The sequence below is a fragment of the Cupriavidus sp. 09_S30 genome (assembly GCF_056930435.1).
In genome coordinates this window covers 1,007,452-1,027,507 of record NZ_JBXOWI010000002.1, presented here as the reverse complement: position 1 = coordinate 1,027,507, position 20,056 = coordinate 1,007,452, and the positions used below count along the sequence as shown (strand labels likewise).

Annotated in this window: 20 protein-coding genes and 1 pseudogene; 13 read left to right on the top strand and 8 right to left on the bottom strand. The window is 57.2% G+C overall.

Annotation, left to right across the window (positions count from 1 at the left end):
• Positions 1-787 precede the first annotated feature (787 nt).
• Entirely contained in the window at positions 788-1,243 is a 456-nt protein-coding gene (locus AC1Z3O_RS24760; protein ID WP_483518504.1) for a hypothetical protein, read from the bottom strand.
• Positions 1,244-1,668: 425 nt separating this feature from the next.
• Between AC1Z3O_RS24760 and AC1Z3O_RS24755 the strand changes: the two are divergent.
• Positions 1,669-1,918, top strand: a pseudogene (locus AC1Z3O_RS24755) (hypothetical protein).
• Between the two features lie 700 nt (positions 1,919-2,618).
• Here the strand turns inward: AC1Z3O_RS24755 and AC1Z3O_RS24750 are convergent.
• Complete coding sequence (locus AC1Z3O_RS24750) at positions 2,619-3,215, bottom strand: short chain dehydrogenase (protein ID WP_483518503.1); 597 nt, start codon at positions 3,213-3,215, stop codon at positions 2,619-2,621.
• Positions 3,216-3,699: 484 nt separating this feature from the next.
• Between AC1Z3O_RS24750 and AC1Z3O_RS24745 the strand changes: the two genes are divergently transcribed.
• Complete coding sequence (locus tag AC1Z3O_RS24745) at positions 3,700-3,903, top strand: cold-shock protein (RefSeq protein ID WP_483518502.1); 204 nt, start codon at positions 3,700-3,702, stop codon at positions 3,901-3,903.
• 459 nt (positions 3,904-4,362) lie between these two features.
• Here the strand turns inward: AC1Z3O_RS24745 and AC1Z3O_RS24740 are convergent, their stop codons facing one another.
• Positions 4,363-5,409: a hypothetical protein gene (locus AC1Z3O_RS24740; protein ID WP_483518501.1), complete on the bottom strand. Its 1,047-nt coding sequence runs from the start codon at positions 5,407-5,409 to the stop codon at positions 4,363-4,365.
• A gap of 500 nt (positions 5,410-5,909) precedes the next feature.
• Here AC1Z3O_RS24740 and AC1Z3O_RS24735 point away from each other — a divergent pair, with 500 nt between their 5' ends.
• The gene (locus tag AC1Z3O_RS24735) at positions 5,910-6,575 is read left to right on the top strand and encodes a glutathione S-transferase family protein (protein ID WP_483518500.1); all 666 of its coding nucleotides are present in this window, start codon (positions 5,910-5,912) and stop codon (positions 6,573-6,575) included.
• 81 nt (positions 6,576-6,656) lie between these two features.
• Here AC1Z3O_RS24735 and AC1Z3O_RS24730 read toward each other — a convergent pair whose 3' ends face one another.
• Entirely contained in the window at positions 6,657-7,433 is a 777-nt protein-coding gene (locus AC1Z3O_RS24730) for an alpha/beta fold hydrolase (protein WP_483518499.1), read from the bottom strand.
• A 420-nt stretch (positions 7,434-7,853) separates the two neighbouring features.
• On the opposite strand from AC1Z3O_RS24730, the gene AC1Z3O_RS24725 reads away from it, so the two are divergent.
• Entirely contained in the window at positions 7,854-8,552 is a 699-nt protein-coding gene (locus AC1Z3O_RS24725; RefSeq protein ID WP_483518498.1) for a CoA transferase subunit A, read from the top strand.
• 24 nt (positions 8,553-8,576) lie between these two features.
• Positions 8,577-9,215, top strand: coding sequence for a CoA transferase subunit B (locus AC1Z3O_RS24720; RefSeq protein WP_483518497.1), 639 nt, complete (start codon positions 8,577-8,579; stop codon positions 9,213-9,215).
• Between the two features lie 707 nt (positions 9,216-9,922).
• Here the strand turns inward: AC1Z3O_RS24720 and AC1Z3O_RS24715 are convergent.
• Entirely contained in the window at positions 9,923-10,912 is a 990-nt protein-coding gene (locus tag AC1Z3O_RS24715; RefSeq protein ID WP_483518496.1) for a GlxA family transcriptional regulator, read from the bottom strand.
• Positions 10,913-11,121: 209 nt separating this feature from the next.
• Between AC1Z3O_RS24715 and AC1Z3O_RS24710 the strand changes: the two genes are divergently transcribed.
• The 5 genes from AC1Z3O_RS24710 to AC1Z3O_RS24690 all read left to right on the top strand — a co-directional run bounded on the left by AC1Z3O_RS24710 (position 11,122) and on the right by AC1Z3O_RS24690 (position 14,484).
• Positions 11,122-11,817 (top strand): M24 family metallopeptidase, encoded by a 696-nt coding sequence (locus AC1Z3O_RS24710; protein ID WP_483518495.1) that lies wholly within the window; start codon positions 11,122-11,124, stop codon positions 11,815-11,817.
• Between the two features lie 165 nt (positions 11,818-11,982).
• On the top strand, positions 11,983-12,780 hold the full coding sequence (locus AC1Z3O_RS24705) for an NAD(P)/FAD-dependent oxidoreductase (RefSeq protein WP_483518494.1): 798 nt from the start codon (positions 11,983-11,985) through the stop codon (positions 12,778-12,780).
• Positions 12,755-13,138, top strand: coding sequence for a hypothetical protein (locus AC1Z3O_RS24700; protein ID WP_483518493.1), 384 nt, complete (start codon positions 12,755-12,757; stop codon positions 13,136-13,138). The genes AC1Z3O_RS24705 and AC1Z3O_RS24700 overlap by 26 nt, the downstream gene beginning before the upstream one ends.
• 309 nt (positions 13,139-13,447) lie before the next feature.
• Positions 13,448-14,260, top strand: coding sequence for a metallophosphoesterase (locus tag AC1Z3O_RS24695; protein ID WP_483518492.1), 813 nt, complete (start codon positions 13,448-13,450; stop codon positions 14,258-14,260).
• A gap of 26 nt (positions 14,261-14,286) precedes the next feature.
• Positions 14,287-14,484: a DUF1289 domain-containing protein gene (locus tag AC1Z3O_RS24690; RefSeq protein ID WP_483518491.1), complete on the top strand. Its 198-nt coding sequence runs from the start codon at positions 14,287-14,289 to the stop codon at positions 14,482-14,484.
• Between the two features lie 128 nt (positions 14,485-14,612).
• On the opposite strand, the gene AC1Z3O_RS24685 is transcribed toward AC1Z3O_RS24690, so the two are convergent.
• The 3 genes from AC1Z3O_RS24685 to AC1Z3O_RS24675 form a co-directional block, all read right to left on the bottom strand.
• Positions 14,613-15,014, bottom strand: a complete 402-nt coding sequence (locus tag AC1Z3O_RS24685; RefSeq protein WP_483518490.1) for an NlpC/P60 family protein — start codon at positions 15,012-15,014, stop codon at positions 14,613-14,615.
• Positions 15,015-15,020: 6 nt separating this feature from the next.
• A complete protein-coding gene (locus AC1Z3O_RS24680) occupies positions 15,021-15,368 on the bottom strand; it encodes a C40 family peptidase (protein ID WP_483521967.1) in 348 nt (115 codons plus the stop codon).
• A 310-nt stretch (positions 15,369-15,678) separates the two neighbouring features.
• Positions 15,679-16,908 carry a class I SAM-dependent methyltransferase gene (locus AC1Z3O_RS24675; RefSeq protein WP_483518489.1) on the bottom strand — a complete coding sequence of 410 codons (1,230 nt, stop codon included), beginning with the start codon at positions 16,906-16,908 and terminating at the stop codon, positions 15,679-15,681.
• A gap of 516 nt (positions 16,909-17,424) precedes the next feature.
• Between AC1Z3O_RS24675 and AC1Z3O_RS24670 the strand changes: the two genes are divergently transcribed.
• From AC1Z3O_RS24670 to AC1Z3O_RS24660, 3 genes are all read left to right on the top strand, one after another.
• Positions 17,425-18,408, top strand: a complete 984-nt coding sequence (locus AC1Z3O_RS24670) for a GlxA family transcriptional regulator (RefSeq protein ID WP_483518488.1) — start codon at positions 17,425-17,427, stop codon at positions 18,406-18,408.
• Between the two features lie 595 nt (positions 18,409-19,003).
• Positions 19,004-19,672 carry an SLAC1 family transporter gene (locus tag AC1Z3O_RS24665; protein WP_483518487.1) on the top strand — a complete coding sequence of 223 codons (669 nt, stop codon included), beginning with the start codon at positions 19,004-19,006 and terminating at the stop codon, positions 19,670-19,672.
• On the top strand, positions 19,656-19,994 hold the full coding sequence (locus AC1Z3O_RS24660) for an SLAC1 family transporter (protein WP_483518486.1): 339 nt from the start codon (positions 19,656-19,658) through the stop codon (positions 19,992-19,994). Before AC1Z3O_RS24665 ends, AC1Z3O_RS24660 begins: the two co-directional genes overlap by 17 nt.
• The last annotated feature ends 62 nt before the right edge of the window (positions 19,995-20,056 follow it).

Below are 20,056 nucleotides of genomic sequence, written 5' to 3'. Positions count from 1 at the left end.
TGTAACGCAGGGCACCCACCTGGGCGGAATCGCAAGGTCGGCATTAAAAGCAGACTGCTTGTGCTCGAAGACGCTGCTCCCGCTCACGCAAAGCGGCCTGTACAGCTGAATCCCTAGCTGCTCGCTCTAGCCGAACGCTGTCTACGTCTGCCGCCCGCGCACAGAAAAACAATCCATTGGCATCACGCCAGATTTCGACCAGAGTTCCTGCCGGTATGTGGTGCTCCCCATTTCGAACCTGCCCGCTTACGGTACGCATGCCATACAAGCGAAGGACCATTCCATCCAGCGTCACCTGATTATCATTGACCCGGGCGCGTTCTACGTGCTCGGGGATGAGCCACCTGGGCGCGACGCCACCCGAATCAGGCTGCAACTCAAAGATTTCCATGGCGCAAGGTAGTAGCGAACCGCAGGGCCGCGCATTGGAACTTATCGCTAGAAAGTGGGGAACCCCGCAGCACTGCAACGGTTGCCGTTCTTTCCGTCTTAGTCGTCTTCCCCATGGTGTCCAGGGTGCCAGTGGCCCCAATACCCATAGGGACCGTAGTATCCACCGTGGTACCCGGCATCGTATGGCACCACGACGCAACCACTGAGCAGCGTGGATGTGGCAATTAGCAATGCAAGAAAGGTCTTCACGGCGCGTCCCTCATCTTGAACAAGGACGGAGAGGCCAGGCTGGCCTCCCAGGTACCTGGCACTCTCCGCAAAGCACCCGCACTCGAGCCTCGTCGCAATGGCCTCCGGCTTAGCAACGAACCCCAGTCTGCTCGATGGGAGCGGCTTACTGCTTCTTCGTCTTGTCTACGTTGGCACTGGCTGCAACCTTCGCGGCATCGGCCTGTGCCTCCGGCTTCGCGGCAACACTTGCCTTGGCCTTGGCCTTCGCCTGGTCGGCATCGCTCTTTACGTCAACCTTCGCCTTAGCGGCCTCGGTATTAGTGGCCCCCATCTTGCTCGCCTTGTGTTGGGGGCCCTTGGCGGCGGACTTATTGGCGTCAGCTTTCACAGCGGCCTTCTCTTTGCCGGCGTTGGCTTGAGCCTTTGCTACATCGCCTTGCGCGCTGACACTCTTCTTCTTATCGGCTTTTGCCTGCGTGGCGCTGTTTTCCTTGACGACCTTTACCTGGTCCTTCGTCGCCTCGGCTTGCGGCTGAGTCGCGGAAGCTGGGACACCAGTCTGCGCGAAAACCGTACCGACGAGGGCTGCAGAGGCGAGAGCAGCGAACAGCTTCTTCATGACGTGAACTCCTGAGGAATTTTTGGAAGCTCGGCAATCCGCCGTGCTTACCGCGAAAAACGGCACTGTCCAGAGCCGAGTTGACTCAGAACTCGTGACATTCCGTAACTTCTGAAACAGGCGAGCGTAGGTCGCGAGCATGACCGAATGCGCCTCCACCCCCAAGCACGGCTCTTCGCCCTTTCGGAAGTACTCCCACTTCAGGTCCGTGCTGAAGATGCTCGGTTGCCTTCTGGGGCCCGCAAAGTCCGGCTGGACGCCTAGCGGGTCGACGTCGCGTTACAGAAAGTCACCGCTGTGCAAGTCCGCTAATACACCGTCGAACCATGTTGACCTAGAGTCCCTGCAAGAGAAAGAAGGAGAAAATCATGCGAAAGGCAGCAGCGCTCTTGCTTCTGGTCGGCGTTACCGCGCTTGGCTCCAACATGGCTGAGGCGCGTCGGTATCGGTATTGGCATCCCTGTGCAAGCGGTTGTCGCCCCGCCGCCGGTCTACTACGAGCCAGCCCCAGTGGTCGTTCAGCCCGCGCCCGTGGTAGCGGCTCCGGCCTACTATGACGACTGGCGGGCCCGCGCCTGGAGAGAGCGCGAATGGCGCGAGCAGCGATGGAGGGAGCATGAATGGCGGGAGCGCCGGCGCGAATGGCAGCGCTGGCATGACGACTACGATGACTAGAACGCGCGGGCGCCAGGCGCGTGGGTAACAGTTGGAACGCCGAAGCGCTTGTCATCAATCATTAGATTTACAGGTAACACCATGAGGCCGCGTCATGCGACCAACGCAGACCTTCGTGATGTGGAAGCATTGCTTCGGGCCGGATTGAGGAGCTACCAATGCGCAAAGCTCGCGTCATTCTCTATATTTCGCCCAGACATCTCGACAACATCTTCGGATGCGCTGCATGCGGCAGGTTCTCGCGGAAGAGAGCAGGTGGTTTTCAGGTTTCGCTCGCCACCGCTGTCGCGTACCGAAGAGCGAACTCCGGAAGATAAGAGCGGTCGCACCCAGTCTCACTGACGGTCAGCGCAGCAGATATCAGAATGGCCTGAGAGCACGTCAGTGGAATCGACACCAGCGTTGCAGGGAAAGATGTACCCGGTCGAAGCAACTTTGACAGCGAAGCTACGCCGCCAATCCGACGTGGCCGAACTACCGGCAGCTGAGTTTTTGGGCCCAGAAGGCAAAGGCCTGCATGCTCGGGACGTTCGCAAGAGGCCTACGCACCGGGCCCCTACTGCGGCCTTGACCCAAAGCCAACGCGCAAATAAAGGCCGGCGAGAACGGATGCGACGACGAATGTTGGCGGATGGCTTACCGTCAGTCGTACCAGCCACACGTTGCCATGCAGCTTGGAGCCGCGCGTTGGCGATGCGTTTCAATGGATGACCGACACCACCAGCCCAGAAATGTCTTCCAGGATACATTTCTGGTAAGCCTGTGCGACCACTGCCGCCCGAACGCCCTTGGTCGGGTCGCGTCCCATTGCTTCGAGGGTCTCCCACACCCATCCGGGGCTAACAACATTCACGCGAATTTTGCTCTGCAATTCGAGCGCGGCTGCCCGCCCGAACGCCTCGATGCCGGCGTTCACGATGCTCACTGCAGCACCACCGTGCATGGGGTGCTGCGCGAGGGTGCCACTGGTAAGCGTAACCGACCCGCCCGGGGAAATGTACGGAACTCCATACCGCACAAGATTGACCTGCCCCATCAGCTTATTGGCTAGGCTGAACGCAAAATCATCGTCAGTCAGGGTGTCCAATGGGGCGAATTTCGCGGTGCCTCCTACGCAGACCACGGCGTCAACCGTGCCCAATTTCTTGTACATCGCTTGAATCGACTGCTTGTCGGAGATGTCCACTGAGGGCGAGGGAGAGTTACGACTTACCCCTATCAAGTCATGCTCTTCCTGCAATAGAGCCATGATTTCTTTTCCAAGGACCCCTGTGGCCCCAATGACCAGTATGCGCATACGTCCCCCTGATAACAGATGACGGATTGCGAGGAGTGGCCCTCAGTACCCAACCCGCTTTCAAGATGAAATAGCCTCCTGGTTAGCATACCCCTTGCACGCAACGGCGCGCCAACTGGCAGTACTTCGGTCTAGGGCGGCAAGGAATGGCCACGCTCTCCGCAAGGAGTCACCCTGACATACTCGCAGAACCGCCGCACCAATGCCTGCATCCCGGTAGCATCCATCGACAAACATCCATCAACAAACCGAGCGGCGCGAGAACGGGGGATTGGCAGAGGCTACCAAGCCTGTGACGAGCGGAGCCCCCCGGCCCCTCTCGCAACCGGCGCTACGCCATCCTCATCTCTCTACCCAGAGGTAACCGCCTGCGTTCCTCTTCAGCTATGCTGGCAGTTCGGAGCGCCATACTGCAATCAACCGTATTGTGCCGGCGCTGGGATTTTGGGACCGGGTGTCTCATGCACCATATTGAGAGGACGAAATGGCGACTGGCACTGTGAAGTGGTTCAACAACGAAAAAGGCTTCGGATTCATCACGCCTGACGAAGGCGGACCGGACTTGTTTGCCCACCAATCGGAAATCCAAGGCTCTGGATACCGCTCGCTCGATGAAGGTGCCAAGGTCGAATTTGAAATCAAGCAGGGGCCAAAAGGCCCGCAAGCCTCACAGATTCGCAAACTATAGTCGACTACTTCCCTGCTCAGCCTGAACGACAAAGCCCTCCGCCAATGCGGAGAGCTTTTCTGTTTTCAGACGCGTGGTGCTCTGGGACGACATCATAGCGTTAGCTAGTTGGAGTGCCAGCGCCTGGCGAACTAAGACACTCCTTGCAGGTAACTTGGTCGCCTTCCTCCAGTTTCGGTGCCGGCTGAGGCCTGCTAGCTTGCCGAGCCCTGCGAGCGCCAGCTTTGAGAGCCCTTCGAGCCCCCGCCCCCGTCAACGCTTCCACCAACTCCTGCTTCGCTTTGGTCACAAACACAGTCGTATGCCTACACGCAATTGTAAGTGCGGGACTGTGTCCGGCGTTTCAGGAGGCCAGTGACCGCTTTGTATCCTTTCATTTCGCAGAGGCGCTGTCCGACGCCATGAATTTGGTTACTTGACGGCTGGAGCACCTAGTCTTGCGCCCGCCATGGCTCCGCATCAAAGTCGAATTCCCACCATGCCGGCTGTGATTAATGCGGCCCAGACGGTCGACGCGCAAATCAACGCCCATGTCAGACGGTCAGCGCGTCGCTGCGGCCATTCGTGGGCAAGCAGGACATTGCGCAACCCACAGGCGACATGGCAAAGAAGGAGAAACACGCCCAGGGAGTAATGGGGTATCAGGCGTACATTCCACGCGTCGTGAACCAGACCGATGGGCAAGCCCGTTGCCCACGCAAAGTCTGTTTCCGTCCCGAAGTGCCTCGCGAGTGTAAAGACAGCATTGATATGCGAGGCAACAAAAACTACGAGGTATGCGCCGGAGGCTGTCTGCACTGCCCCCAAGAGGTCCGAGCGCTGATTCAACTTTGGGCCCAAGAGACAAATTCCGGAGACGACGAGAAACAGCATCAGACCGATGATTGTGGGTTCGACGACTCCCGCGCGGTAGAGATTCCGAAGCACGACCATTACTGCCCTGTGCTCTGCAGGCCCGAGCAATCCCACCACATGGTTGCCCAGGTGTGGAATCAAAAAGGCGAGCAGAACCACCAGCGCCGCCACGCCATGCAAGACACGAGTGAGTCCAGTCGTGGCTCGTGGAGGAACCCAGCCGCCGCCGCTCGGCCTCTGGAACCAAACGAGCAGGAAACCGACCAGCACAGCCGCCCACGTTCCAAGCCAGACCTTCCTATCGGCCCCTTCTACCTTCATCAAGAACAGGAAGACGCCGATGATGACATAGAGCGGCGGCGACGCAATCGCAATATGGGCCAGCCGTCGAAGCAGCACGGCGCGCGGTGTTACAGGAGACCGCGCGAGGCACGCCAGACTCACAAAGGCAACGACGGGCACGCTGAAGACAAGAAGAACTTCAGCGACCGACAAAAGGAACTGGCGCTTCTCAACGGCTTGATAGAAGAACTCAAGGAACCATGGATATCCGAGCGCGAGCACTACGGGAACAAGGTGCCAGGCACTCGGCGCCCTTGAGCGAAAGTCACTATCTGTCACAGCCTTCATCTGTTCGGATTTCTGCGCCAAAAGGTTGGAGTTGGTATGAGCGCGAACTCCTCCCGCGGCATCCTCACTTCAAGAGCTGAAGCGAGTACCTGAGCCGCTGGAAAGGAACGTATGAATTATGGGAGTGGAAGATGCTTGGTTGAACGGTCGGAGATGCTACAGTTCCCGCCAACGTGCTAGTCGATGTCCGCCAATGGCTACTTTATGGCCGGATTCCGCATGATGCGAGCTCACCATGCGGAACGTTTCGACGATAAGTATGAGGAAGGCATCAAACTTCTGCGACGCGACCAAGAAATAGTCTCTTGAGTTGGTGGGCCACTCGTTCTTGTCTGCTGCGAGACGCTGATTTCGCTTCAGATTTCGGGCACGATGTCATCAGTCAACTCGCAGCAAGATGCATGTCCCTCTATGACTCCGATTCTTGAGGGTCACACGATTGTTCAACTGAAGCGGCGCGGCGGTCGTCCCAGGCCATTATCAGGGTATCTCCACGCGCTCATTTCCAATCGAAGCCAACTATGGTCAAGCTCTATCATTGTGTCAGCGCTCGCTCCTTCCGTCCTCTGTGGATGCTGGAGGAACTGGAATTGCCCTATGAGCTCATCATGCTGCCATTTCCGCCACGGGTACGCTCTCGGAGTTACCTGGACATAAACCCCTTGGGCACGATTCCTCTTCTCGTCGACAAGGAAACACGCCTAAGCGAGTCTGCGGCGATTTGCCAATACCTGTGCGCGATGAACGCGCCCTCTCCACTACAAGTCGAACCAGGTGAGGAAGGCTTCGGAGCCTACCTTAACTATCTGCACTTCGGCGAGGCGACGCTGACCTTCCCCCAAACCCTGGTATTGCGCTACTCTCGGTTCGAGCCGGATGACCGCCGCCTGCCGAGCGTGGTTCAGGACTATTCGAAATGGTTCCTAGCTCGACTTCGCACCCTGGAGCCTGTGCTTGCTTCACAACCGTTCCTGTGTGCCGGACGCTTTACTGCTGCAGACATCTCTGTGGGCTATGCGTTGATGCTGGCAGAACACCTCGAACTCAGTTCCGGTCTCACAACCGCTGTGGCCGCTTACTGGGAGCGGCTCAAGGGGCGCGCAGGCTATCTCCGCGCATTGCAATCGCAAGAGGCAGCAGCAATTGCTCAGGGGGTCCCCACGACCCCAGCACCACACACACTATAGATGGCGAACGGTTGAATCCATGCGTTGAGGCGCCTTGAGCATCAACGCGCCCGACATGGACTCCAAGGTCCATCAAAACAACTACGCAAGGAGACTATCGAGCGCCTGAAAATAGGCGCTTGGTTGCTCCACAACAGGGAAGTGCCCCGAGCATGTCAGCTCAATGAAGTGACTGCCCGAAATCTGCGACGCGCACGCCGAGCCTTCCGACGGAGGATTCATGCGGTCATGAGTCCCCGATATGACCGCCGTCTTTGCTGTAATCTTTGGCAATACGCTGCGAAAGTCAAAGCCCGCGAGCGCACCAGCCGCTGCAGCCATTTCCTCCTCCGACAGCAGAGAGCTCATCAGCTTGCTGATGTGGGCCTGCTTCTTCCTGGGTTCAATGAACGGGCCAAATGTGTACCCAAGGAGAAACTCTTGCCGTTGCCTGTGGGTAAGTGTCCCCAACTCATGCTTATGTTCTTCCAGGATTCGCGCAGACGATGATGTAGTGCCGTGGCTCTTGGTGACGACTAGAGCCAGTTCCCTCACTCTTTGCGGATAGGCACTCGCGAAGCCTTGCGCAATGTAGCTTCCCATTGAGGCCCCCACTACCGCGCAACGTTCAATGCCCAGGATGTCCAACATACATCGCAGGTCTTCCACATGGTCATCGAGGCTGTACGTCCCTCCGCGCGTTGACTTTCCGTGGCCTCTGGCATCGTATGCAATCGTGCGAAACCGTTTGGAGAAGCACATCACCTCCTCGTCCCAGCTTCCGAGGTTTGCTCCCAACCCGTGGATGAAAACAACGGGCTTACCTTCTCCTTGGTCATCAAGGTTCAGGTTCACTCCGTTTACGGCGATGCATTTCACTGGTGTCTCCCTGGACAGCTCGTCTATCGGTGGGTGTTCAACGAACTCCCCGTAGAGGTGAATTCTAGGGTCCGGATAGTGAGGATTCGTCGACCTGTCTCGGACTGACGACTCTTTGACCGAGTTTGCAAGAAGATTGAAGACTGGCATCTCAGAGTGCTTGGACAGTCTCGAGCCTGCTCCATAGCTGCCCATCACAAGACGCTGCACAAGCGCGAGAACCAGTGTCCGTAATCGACGCCACTTTGACCGAAAACAGCGTCGCGCCAGCCTTCAAGCCCTGGAGGGCTCGAATCATAATCAGTTAAGTGGTCGCAGAATTGAAGGGGGACTCGGCCCAGGAAGCCGGCTGCTTGCCGCGCTCCGCCCCAAAGTCCCTCGTCAAGGCCACATCTCAACGAGGTTAAGTAAGGAGCGGCAATGAACAAGTTATACCCCTCCGCCGCGGCTGCACTTGATGGAATTCTCAAGGACGGCGTCAGCATCGCTTCTGGGGGTTTTGGTCTGTGTGGCATCCCGGAAGCGCTCATCGGAGCGATTCGCGACAGCGGAGTTAAGAATTTGACGGTGGTGTCGAATGGTTGTGGCGTCGACGACTTTGGCCTGGGCATCTTGTTACCAAACAGGCAAATCCGGAAGATGATTGCTGCGTATGTTGGGGCCAATAAGGAGTTCGAAAGACAGTATCTTGCCGGTGAAATCGAGCTGGAGTTTACGCCGCAGGGCACGTTGGCAGAGAAGATGAGGGCCGGCGGCGCGGGTATCCCTGCGTTCTTCACTCGCACTGGGGTCGGAACGCTGGTGGCTGAGGGCAAGGAGCACCAGGAGTTCGATGGTGAGACGTACGTAATGGAAAGGTCCTTGCGTACGGACATCGCCATTGTCAAGGCGTACAAAGCCGACAAAGCCGGCAACCTGGTGTATCGCCGCTCGGCCCGCAACTTCAATCCCGTGTGTGCAATGGCGGGACGGATTACTGTCGCTGAAGTGGAGATTCTGGTCGAGTCCGGAGAACTCGACCCAGACGAGGTCCACACACCAGGCATCTTCGTGCAGCGCGTGATTCATAACCCGAGTCCGGAGAAGCGCATCGAACAGCGTACGGTGCGTGACAAGTAATCGACTACTGCAAGGAGATTCATCATGGCATGGACACGCGACGAGATGGCTGCGCGTGCAGCAAAGGAGCTACAAGACGGCTTCTACGTCAACCTGGGAATCGGCTTGCCTACCCTGGTGGCGAATCACGTACCTGACGCCATCGAGGTGTGGCTTCACTCTGAAAATGGCCTGCTGGGTATCGGCCCCTATCCGACTCAGGAGGACATTGACGCCGACCTCATCAATGCCGGCAAGGAGACAATCACCACCCTACCCGGCTCCGCCATCTTTCACTCTGCAGATTCGTTTGCCATGGTCCGTGGCGGGCATATCAACGTGGCCATCCTCGGCGCGATGCAAGTGAGCGAAGGCGGAGACCTTGCGAACTGGATGATTCCAGGCAAGATGGTCAAAGGCATGGGTGGGGCGATGGACCTGGTCGCAGGCGTCGGCCGCGTTGTGGTGCTCATGGAGCATACCGCGACACTCAAGGACGGCCGCGAAGAACTCAAAATCCTTCCACAGTGCAACCTCCCGTTGACCGGCAAGGGCGTGGTCGACCGCGTCATCACTAATCTTGGTGTGATGGACGTGACCGAAAAGGGCTTGGTCCTCGTGGAGACAGCTCCCGGGGTAACAAAAGCACAGATTCAGGAAAAAACTGGCGTGCCTCTGCACTGAGCCTTCATCAGCGCACAGCAAGGCGGCTCACGCAGAGAGAATCCGAGAGGCCTTTGGCGCCTGCGCTCCTCCCTCGCGCAGGCGCGTTTTGGCAACCATAGGGCCTGCTCTTTCACATGGTCACCCAGCAACTCCATTCCCCTTTTTCCGGCGAGTTACAGGTCAGCTCGCACGGCATGCCGCCCGGCCATCTCCGGCCCCCTGTCCAACCGATGAACAAGATTGTCCGCAAACGACCGGTTGGACTGATTGTCCAGCCCTTGTGGCCTCGGCAGACTTAGAGGTCAGCCACGTGCTAATCAGCGCATGCAACGCACACCACGAAAGCTACTAGTACTACTCCTTGCGCTCATAGTGAGCGTATTGCTGGTAGTGGCGTCGGTCGACACAACCCCGAGCGAGCCGCAATGGGTTTCAATGGACAAGGCCCCTCAGACTTCAGCCGCGGCAAGGCCGACGAATGTGGTCGAAATCTGGCAGTCGAACGTTCCAGCCCGGTCCTACCGCGAAATTACGCGTCAGCGAGTGATAGTGAGCGAGTCTGTTTGGGGAGGTGACGCGCTCCAACGAAATATCGCAAAACGTGTTCGCCTGGCCAAGGGCGACGCGGCTATTGTTCTCTCAAGTACCAACCGGACGGAAACCCGGCAGACGGAACAGCACATCTACCAAACGGTTACCCGCGAGGCTCACATTGCCATTGTCCGCTATCTATAGCCAGCTGAGACATCTCTGCGCCGGACTCTTCTGAAGTTCTCACGATACTGCTGCGCGGTAACTCCGAATCGCCGCTGGAACACCAGTCTCATCTGGTCTGGACTGCCGAAGCCACACCTGAATGCGACCGTCTTCATGGGCTCATCAGAGCTTTCGAGGAGCACACGTGCTGCGTCCAGTCTGGCACCCTCCACAAAATCCGCCGGCGTAATTCGAGCATCACGAACGAACACACGAGCAAAGTTCCGAGGACTCATCGACACCACGGCAGCAAGCGCCTCTACCGACAGCTTCTCTGTGAGGTTTTCCAATACGTAACGTTGCGCAATGCTAACCGGCGAATCCTCAGCCACATAATGCGTCAGATATGGGCTGAACTGGGATTGCCCTCCGCTGCGCTGCGTAAACACCACGAGGCGTTTGGCAACGTTCAGAGAAACTTCAGCGCCAACATCCTCGCTAAGGAGGAAGAGCGACAAGTCAATGCCAGCGGTAACACCTGCCGACGTGTAGAGCCTTCCATCGCTCAGGTAAATTCTGTCGGATTCGACCCTTGCCTCTGGAAAGCATTCCGACAGCCGACACGCGTCATTCCAGTGCGTCGTTACCCGCCTTTCCTTCAGTAAGCCTGCGTGCCCAAGTAAGAACGCGCCGTTGCATATGGAGCCGAATCTCTTCGAACGCTCCGATGCCGCTGCGAGCCACTTCGAGAACTCCGGGTCCTTAGCTCGCCGCGGCAAACAGGGCCCGCCAGCAACCAGAAGGAGGTCAAAACACTCCTTTGACTCCGGGTAGTAAAGATGCGGAACGATAGTTGCCCCATTGGAGCACTGCACCGAACCAGGCTCAGCACCCACAATCTTCAAGCTGTAATGCTCGGCCGGCATCAGGAAACGATTCGCCTCTGCGAAGACATCAAGTGGCCCGAAAACATCAAGGGACTGCACGCCTTGGAAGACGACTAAGGCTACCTCTCTCATGACATTGTCACCAATCTCGTTCGTTGCACCCACTGCTTCACTCGAATAGTGTCATGTGACGCGACTCCCGGAGCACCGTTGGCAGCATCCCCACTCATCTTGACCGGAATTGGTCGCAATGACTGCTGGAACGGAAGGCATCGTCTTCCCATAATTCCCTGCCATGAATGCGTTGCCATGGGGCTGCGCACCATTCCTGGGGAACGCAGATGACAGCAGTACAGGCAACTGAAGCGGAACGAGTCGGCCCATCCTTCTCTGTCGATGGGATGCTGCAAGCACGAACAAAGACGCGGCAGGCGATTCGAGAAATCTCCGCTCGAATTCGACCGGGTATGGTTGAAGAGGACGCTGTGGCTATGGCCAAGCAGGTGCTCACCGATTCGGGCCTCTCCTTGACCTGGCACCCGACTCGCGTTCGCTTCGGAACAAATACGACTCGGGCGATGAAACAGCAGTCGGAAGCAGGCATTGTTCTCGACGAGAACGATATCTTCTTCATCGACATGGCTCCGCGCTTCGACGCATGGGAGGGCGACGGTGGCGCAACTTTTACAGTCGGCAACAACGAAGAGCACGCGCGCTGTGCAAGGGACGCCGAGTCCCTCTTCCACGACGTCCGCCACTACTGGGAAGCGACAAAGGCAACAGGCCGAGCCTTGTATGCCTATGCAGAGAAGCGCGCCCGGGAGATGGGATGGGAACTCAACTTTGACCTTCCTGGCCATCGCGTTTCTGATTTCCCGCACGCAGCTATCCACACCGGCGCCCTGGCAGACGCGGATTTCACGCCATCTCCGATGCGCTGGATTCTCGAAATCCACATCCGTCACCCTCAGAAGCCCTTCGGTGCTTTCTACGAGGACCTCCTGTTGGCCGACGAGTATTACCCGAGCCAACGGTAAGACGGCCCAGCCAGCGGTTCCCCTTTGCTGACTTGCGGTCCGAACCGACAGACGGAATTTCTCGGCGGGTGCGAGGCCAGAAAGCGCGGTTTCGTATCTGCATTCTGACGTGCACCCGCGGGCAACAATCCCACAACCGCGTCATGCATTTGAGGAGGATTAGTGATGGATTCCATCATCATCATCGGGAGCGGCCTGGCCGGCTACTCGGTTGCCCGTGAAATCCGGCGGATATCACCAGAGCAACGCATTCTCATTCTTACTGAGGGCAGCGGTGAGTACTACTCGAAGCCCGCTCTCAGCAACGCCTTGGCTCACGGAAAGACCCCCGACCAGCTCGTCCTGGCTTCCGCCTCTGCAATGACGAAGCAACTCAACCTTGAGTTGATTCCTAATGCGAGGCTCACCGCTATCTATGCAGACGAGCACGCCATCGAAAGCACGGCTGGCAGGCTGACCTATAGCAAGCTTGTCCTTGCACAGGGTGCAACGCCCGTTCGCCTCACAATCCCGGGAGACGGAGCTGGCCATGTCATTTCGGTCAACAACCTGTCCGACTACAGACAACTGCGCGACCTCCTTCCTGGCGCAAGGTCCGTCCTGATAATTGGTGCGGGGCTGATTGGTTGCGAGTTCGCCAATGACCTCCTACATCAAGGCATCGAACCAATAGTAGTGGACTCATCCAATCGACCGCTGTCCAGTCTATTACCTCGCAAGGCTGGCGAGCGCGTAATGGACGAGCTCTCCCGGAGCGGAGTCGTATGGCGACTTGGTACTACCGTATCCAGCATCCACAAAAGAGAGGATGGCTACATGGTCAAGCTCTCGGACCACTCCGATTTGACCGTGGACCTAGTGCTTTCCGCCGTCGGCCTTCAACCAAGGACCGTGACCGCAGTCTCAAGCTGGGATGCTTGTAAATCGGGGAGTCGTGGTGAATCAATTCTGCCAAAGCTCTGAGCCGGATATCTATGCAATTGGCGACTGCGCAGAGTACCAAGGCGGTGCCGTTCTCCCTTACGTCGCGCCGATTCTGGCCGCGGCCAAAGCCATCGCAAGGACGATTTGCATCAAGCCAACCCCACTCGTGCTGCCGGCCCTGCCGGTAAGCATCAAGTTGACCTCTCATCCAGTCTCTGTCTACAACCCCAAACCAGACTCTTCCCTCTCCTGGGATGTAGATGACTCTGAGTTTGGTCTAAAAATGCAGGCTCGAGACACCACAGGAAGGCTCCAGGGCTTCGTGTTGACCGGCGAGCGTACTGAGGAGCAATCCGGCTTCATCAAAGAAATATCGACAACGCCCCCTGCCTGCTGACCAACCACGCGAATGCCAACGGGGAGCGTAGCTGGGTCAATGGCACAGTCCAGCTCATCGCGTCTCAACGCTCCCGCAAGTTTAGCAACAAGGTCGAAGCAATCGGCAACAAGCTTTCGTTCTGCACGACGCTCCGAGCTATGACAGAAGGGGTCAAAGACTGAAACGGCGCAAATGGCTGTATTTTGACCAACTTTGGCTCAATCCTGCGCTGACAGCCGGTCGGCGTGTCGGTATGCTGGATGTAGAGGCTACTTTTGCCGTGGGTAGCCACATCGACTAGGACTTACCTACCTCTGGCGCCCCAACATGAAACTGGCACTGCTCTCCGACCTTCATCTATCCGTGCATCCCATGCCAATGCCGGACACGGACGCTGATGTTCTGGTACTTGCGGGGGACATCTGGCGACCAGCCGAAGCAGTTGCGTGGGCGAAGCAAAGTGCGATTCCGTCAATCTATGTGGCCGGACACCACGAGTTCTATGGCAGCGACCTGGTTTCGACAATGAAGGACCTACGATGCCTGGCACAGGAAAGCAGCGTCCGAGTTCTTGAACAGGGCGAATGGCACTATAAAGGTGTTCGGTTCCTGGGATGCACGTTGTGGTCAGACTATCGCTTGTTCGACTCGGAGGAAGAACGCCTGGACGGATTGGTCGAGGCCCAAGAGATGATGCGCGACTTCTCCCGCATTCGCATCTCCCCAGAGTTTTCGGACAGGTTCACTCCGGCTGTCTCACAGATGCTCTTCGATTCGAGCGTGGCCTGGCTCGACCAACGCTTCCGCGAACCGCATGAAGGTCCAACTGTTGTGGTCACTCATTTCGCACCGAGTCGCAAGAGCATTAGTCACAAGTTCAAAGGCTCGTCGCTGAACGCCTGCTTCGTCTCTGCCCTGGAGGAACGAATCCAACGCTGGCAACCTAATCTTTGGTTGCATGGCCATACTCATGACAGCTTTGACTATGTGATTGGGCAGACCCGCGTTGTTTGCAACCCCCGTGGATATGCACGCAACGGCGTAGTCGAGAACCCGTCGTTCAATCCTCAACTCGTTATCAACCTAGACGACACCCTCCCCTCAAAGAAAGCGGCCGAGGGCGGCGTCTGCATCAATTGAACGCAACAGCCTTGCCGACGAACGACATGGACAAGCTTCATCAAGAACCAGATAGCCCGTGTATAGGATTGTGTACGACCTTGTTTGACCCAATTTGCAGGGGCTGCGGTCGGACCGCGTTGGAGGTCAGTCGATGGGTACTTATGAGTCCAGAAGCTAAGACGGAAGTTTGGAATCGGATTCGCAGCGAAGGGAAAGCTGAGCGCTTTCAAACCGTGCCCTAGCGCGCGGAGGCCCCTACCGGCCTTCCTTCTTCAACATGGCCGCAATGGCAGGCCATGCAGCATCTTCGTCCTACGGATTTCCTCAGTGTTGGTTAGTCTCCTACGCGCACGGAGATGGACAAGCCCTGTTACCTTGCCATCACCGATTGGGGGAGTCGCCTTACTCCACTGAGTATTGAGCGCCATCTGAAGGTGCGAATCGCCCCGTACTCGACGGTGCCGCATTTGCCGAGCACGTGGACAAACGCACCCCCGGACAACAGTACGCCGACATGTGAATATGATTTCATCTCGGTGTTGAAGTACACCAGGTCGCCCGGCTCTGCCTCGAAGAACTCCACGCTTGGGAGTAAGTCCGCGGCCAAGGCCCAGTCGGCGGGAACACGCCATTGTGACGAACGTTCCACCACGTGGCGAACGAAGCTGAATGCGCCAAAGCCCCCTTCAAGAGTTCCGGAGCCTGTCACACAGGGATGGCCGACCAAGCTTTCCGCATAGGCGGCAATGGCATCATTAGTCTGCAGAATCATTGAGTACTACGTCGAGCTAGCTACGCGCCTGGCTTGGTCGAAGCGCCCCTTCCAGTAGGAAGCTTCCATGCTGTCGACCCTGACGGCACCTCCGCGGGCCGGTGCGTGTACGAAACGCCCTTCCCCTAAGTAGACGCCGACGTGAGAGTTCGCTCTCCCAAGCGTATTGAAGAAAACCAGGTCCCCAGGAAGAAGGTCCCCACGATGCACAGATGTGCCGGCCCGCGCAATCTCCGCAGTTCTCCGCCCCACATCGAGTTGATACACTGACCGGAAAACGTACGCCACAAGACCACTGCAATCGAAGCCGGACTCTGGTGCGGCTCCACCAAACCGGTACGGAATCCCTATCATCATGAGAGCCAGGTCTTGTACTCGGTCAGCTGCGGCCGTTGCAATTCTCCTAGGCAGCGTTCCCTGATTTTCCTCCGCCTTCGCCTTTCCCGGCATCGAAATGCTTGCGACCGTCGCTACAACCACGCCGGCCCTCATGGCCCGTCGCATTGATACAAGCGACATCCCCGTGGCCAGGCGACGGCCATCTTGTTTAATCCATTGGCGCACGAAACTTCCTTTCTAGCTGCTCGATGGCAAGGGCCGATGCGCTTCGCGGTACCGTCTCGGTTGCCATCCGTCCCGAACCTACATCGCCGGCCATACACCATTAGCTCGATTGCCGGTACATGTACTTCCGCGACCAAGGAATGGAGGAGCTGTCGCGCCGCGCCTTTTGCCCAACGACCTGGAAGATGGCCACATTGTCGACGTGAAATGCGTACGAGCAGCCGGCCAAGTAGACACGCCATACCCTGTACGTCTTCTCGTCGACGAGTGAGCGAATCTCTCCTCGCTCCTCAAACCTCTTCGTCCACATTGCGAGTGTTCTCGCGTAGTGGCGACGCAGGTTCTCGACGTCAAGCGGCTCGATGCCTCCCTCCTGCATCGCCCTCAAGGCGAGGGAGATGTGAGGAAGCTCGCCATGAGGAAAAACGTACTTGTCGATAAACGTGCCCCCACCGTGGGGCGAATCGCCACTGCCAGCGTCGCTCGACGTTATGCCATGATTCATCACGACACCGTCGTCTGCCAGCAGCGAGCCGACCTTTGTAAAGTACGCTGGCAGATTAGCCAGTCCAACGTGCTCGAACATTCCGACACTAGTAATGCGGTCGAACGTGCCTTGCACATCCCGGTAGTCTTGCAGTCGAATCTCAACCAGATGCTCGAGGCCAAGCATCTTCACGCGTTCTCGCGCTAGTTGGTACTGATTCTCTGAAAGAGTAATGCCGACACATTTCACGCCAAACTTCTGGGCGGCGCGTATCACGAGGGCGCCCCAACCGCAACCAATATCCAGAAGCGTATGTCCAGACTGAACACGAATCTTGGTCAGAATATGGTCAATCTTCTTAAGTTGCGCTGCGTCCAGGGATTCGTTTCCGTCTGCGAAGTAGGCACAGGAGTACACCATGCGCTCATCTAGCCAATGGCTGTAGAACTCATTGGAGACATCGTAATGGTACTGAATGGAGGCTTTGTCTTCCTCCTTAGAATGTCCGAACTGGCGAACCGCCTGAGCGACCTTCTCCCACTTTCCTGGCTCCTCGGGGCTGAACTCCGCGAGGCGGTAGCCAACATCGATGATGTCGGCAATCTTCCCTTCTACGTCGATTCGTTCCTGGACATAGGCCTCTCCCAGCGTATCCAAGCTTGGTGACATCAGATATGGGAGCGCTTTGGCATCACGAACCGAAAGTGTCACTTTCGGATTCTGAAACTGACCAAGGTCGAATGAGCTTCCGGTCCAGAGTTTCAGGCGCACTGGTAGGTCCGCATCCCGCCTTACTCGCGAAATCCACTTCTCCAGCCCTGCATCAACCACCGCTTTTAGCATACAACGTCCTTCCTAGACCGAGGCACGTTCTGCATTTCCGAACAGAATTGCCCGCTATTTCCAACGGTGTTCACGCTCTGGGCGTGAACATTCGTGGCATGAGCCCTCGTAGCCAGGCATCAACAACGGCACCACAAGTCCTATCGGCTGCCAGCACATGCCACGTCTTGAGTAAAGAATTCTCGAGGGTGACGCGGTTCGGGTAAAGGTCGCTTATGCGGCGTGCTCCGCCAACCTTGAAGCAATATGTGCCACATGCCTGAGGTTCCACTTTGAGGACACATCGGCCGGGCCATACACGCCTTCAATTGCGGACTGAATCCAGGTCACGCTCCACGTCAGGAGCGCCTAGTTGGAACTGCAGCGGCCTTGCTCTCGCACGGCTTTACGACCTGCAGAAGACCGGTCTTGCAACCGTTGCAGACATTGAACGCTGATATACGGCCATAGTGGCCACAATGCTCGCTTTGGATAATAGACTCGTTATGCCAAATTCCTGAGCTGGAGTTAATAACTATGCACGTTGCGATTCTGGTATTTCCTAATGTCCAGCTACTCGATGTCGTTGGGCCGATGGATGTCTTCAGCGAAGCAGCAAAGCAGGCGAGGAGTAGCACCGCATACAGAATCAGCCTAGTTGGACTGAGCAGAGATGCTGTAATTGCGTCAAGTGGCGTACGTATCGTTCCCGACCTAACCATCGCGGATGAGTTGTCCGACGTGGACACACTCCTGGTACCTGGTCAGCAGGACCGCAGCGCTCTCGATGAACGCGACATGCCGTTAGGCTGGTTAGTTGAGCAATCCCGCCACATTCGACGCTTGGGTTCCATCTGCTCCGGTGCCAGCATCCTCGCGGCCGCCGGCTTGTTAGATGGCCGACGCGCAACAACGCATTGGAATCTGTATCGCCAACTTGCAGCACGGTACCCGCGTGTCCATGTCGTACCTGATAAGACTTGTATCAAGGACGGCCAAATCTACACATCAGCGGGGGTGACTGCGGGCATGGACCTCGCGCTTCAGATGGTGGAAGAAGACTTGGGAAAGTCAGTCGCAATACAGGTTGCACGGGCGCTCATCATCTTCCCTCAAAGATTGGGCGGCCAACTCCAGTTCAGCGACACCTCTTGCGGGATGCTGTCCCCAGTCCGCAATAGCATGCAGCAGTTGCAACAATGGGTGCAGCAGAATCTCGACAAGCCATTGACAGTGGAGCAATTAGCGCTCCAGGCTGGCATGAGTCTGCGAAATTTCATGGCAGCATTCGAAGACTATTCGAAGACAAGCCCTGCGGAGTTCCTTGAGACCACTCGAACCATAGAGGCAAGCAAGCTACTTAGGGAGACATCCTTCTCCGTCGCCAAGATTGCGTCGCTATGCGGCTTTCACGATTGCAGAGAGCTACGCTTCGCGTTCCGACGCCGTTACGGCACATCACCCTTAGCCTATCGCAGGGGTCTCATCACCAGCACCGGTTCGGCAGGAGCCCCGGACTAGCGCCATTGGCGGTGACGCGCACTAACCGCATAGGAACTGACGTCGTCCTATAGCAGGCTCGGACATCCTGTGACCAGTTTCCGTGCGTGATGCCAACTCCCCCTGTGCAGTGGTTCGTGAAGCTTCCGACGCGAGGTGAAAGCGTCATCTAAAGCGCGTCGTTCGACACATCCACACATACTCAGTTCTAGCAATTTCAGCCAACTCGGCTACCCGGCCTGGCGCGAGGCGTTCTCGCAAGAGCACCCTTGAAACATGCCGTATCAGACATGCGTCATTGTTACTCGACCCAGTATCACGGGGCAAAAGCGTGCCGGTGCGGCGTCGAGGTCCCTTGTCCGCTGGGTGCTGACAGCCAACACGTCGCGCTCAGGACGCACAAAGCGGCATTCTCAGCCACAAACGGTTCAATGACCGAAATGACCCCGCAAGTTGGCCGAAACTGACGCGCCGCCCACCTTTCAGTCGTACCACACCCCTCCCATAATTCAGCCAACCCCGCTGAGTAGCGCCGAGCACAAACCCAACCGAATTGTGCGAGGGGCCTCCCCCGGGGTAGCCAGCAGAAACCGACATATTTTCCTGGAGCTTCAAGATGAGTACAGCAGTGAGCCACTCGGCCGGGGCAGAAGTCAAAACGCACTCCGTCAAGTTCTTGCCGGTCAATCTATTCGGTGCCGTGATGGGGATTTCCGGCCTATCCCTCGCCTGGCGGCTGTCTCACCATGTGTTTGGCACATCTGCTGCCATCGCGGAAGGAATTGGGGTTGTAGCCATCCTCACCTTCTTGGCTCTCGCTATTGGCTACCTAGTCAAGCTCGCAAAGTACCCTGCAGCCGTGCAAGGCGAGTTTACTCATCCAATCGCAGGGAACTTCTTCGGCACCATTACCATCGGCATCCTCCTGCTTTCATCGGTTCTTGGGTTCTACAGTGAGACCCTGGGTCAGGTGGTCTGGGGAATTGGCACGGTCCTTACCATCGTTCTGAGCTTCATCATTACTTCCCGCCTGTTCAAGGGAAAACAGGACCCCACGCACGCCGCGCCCGCGTGGCTCATTCCCGGTGTGGCGACGCTGGATATTGCAGTCGCCGGTGGAACCATGCCTATGACCTGGGCGCATGAAGTCAACCTGTTTGCTGTGGCGGTAGGCACGATGATTGCCCTTGTCTTCTTCACGATGATTTTCTCTCGTGTCGTGCATCACGAGACCGCTCCCCAAAGGCATGGTGCCTTCACTCATCATCATGATTGCGCCGTTTGAAGTGGGCTTCTTGGCCTACGTGAATATCGCCCACCACGTCGACATGTTCGCCTCCCTACTTTTCTACTTCGGCCTGTTCCTGTTTATTACCCTATCGTTCAAGGTCTTCCGTCGTTCGATTCCGTTTGCTGCGTCGTGGTGGGCAATCAGCTTTCCGATGGCCGCACTGGCGAATGCAGCCTTGAAGTATGCAATGTTCGCGAACACCTGGCCTCTGACCGTTATCGCTGGCATCATCCTCGCCCTCCTGACGATTGCGATTGCCATCCTCTTCGTTCGCACACTGCACCTTCTCTTTAGCGGTCAACTTCTTCTCGGCTGACTCTCTACAGGTAGCGAAATCGGCGGGCCATCGGACTTAACCGTATGGTCTGCCGGAGAGAA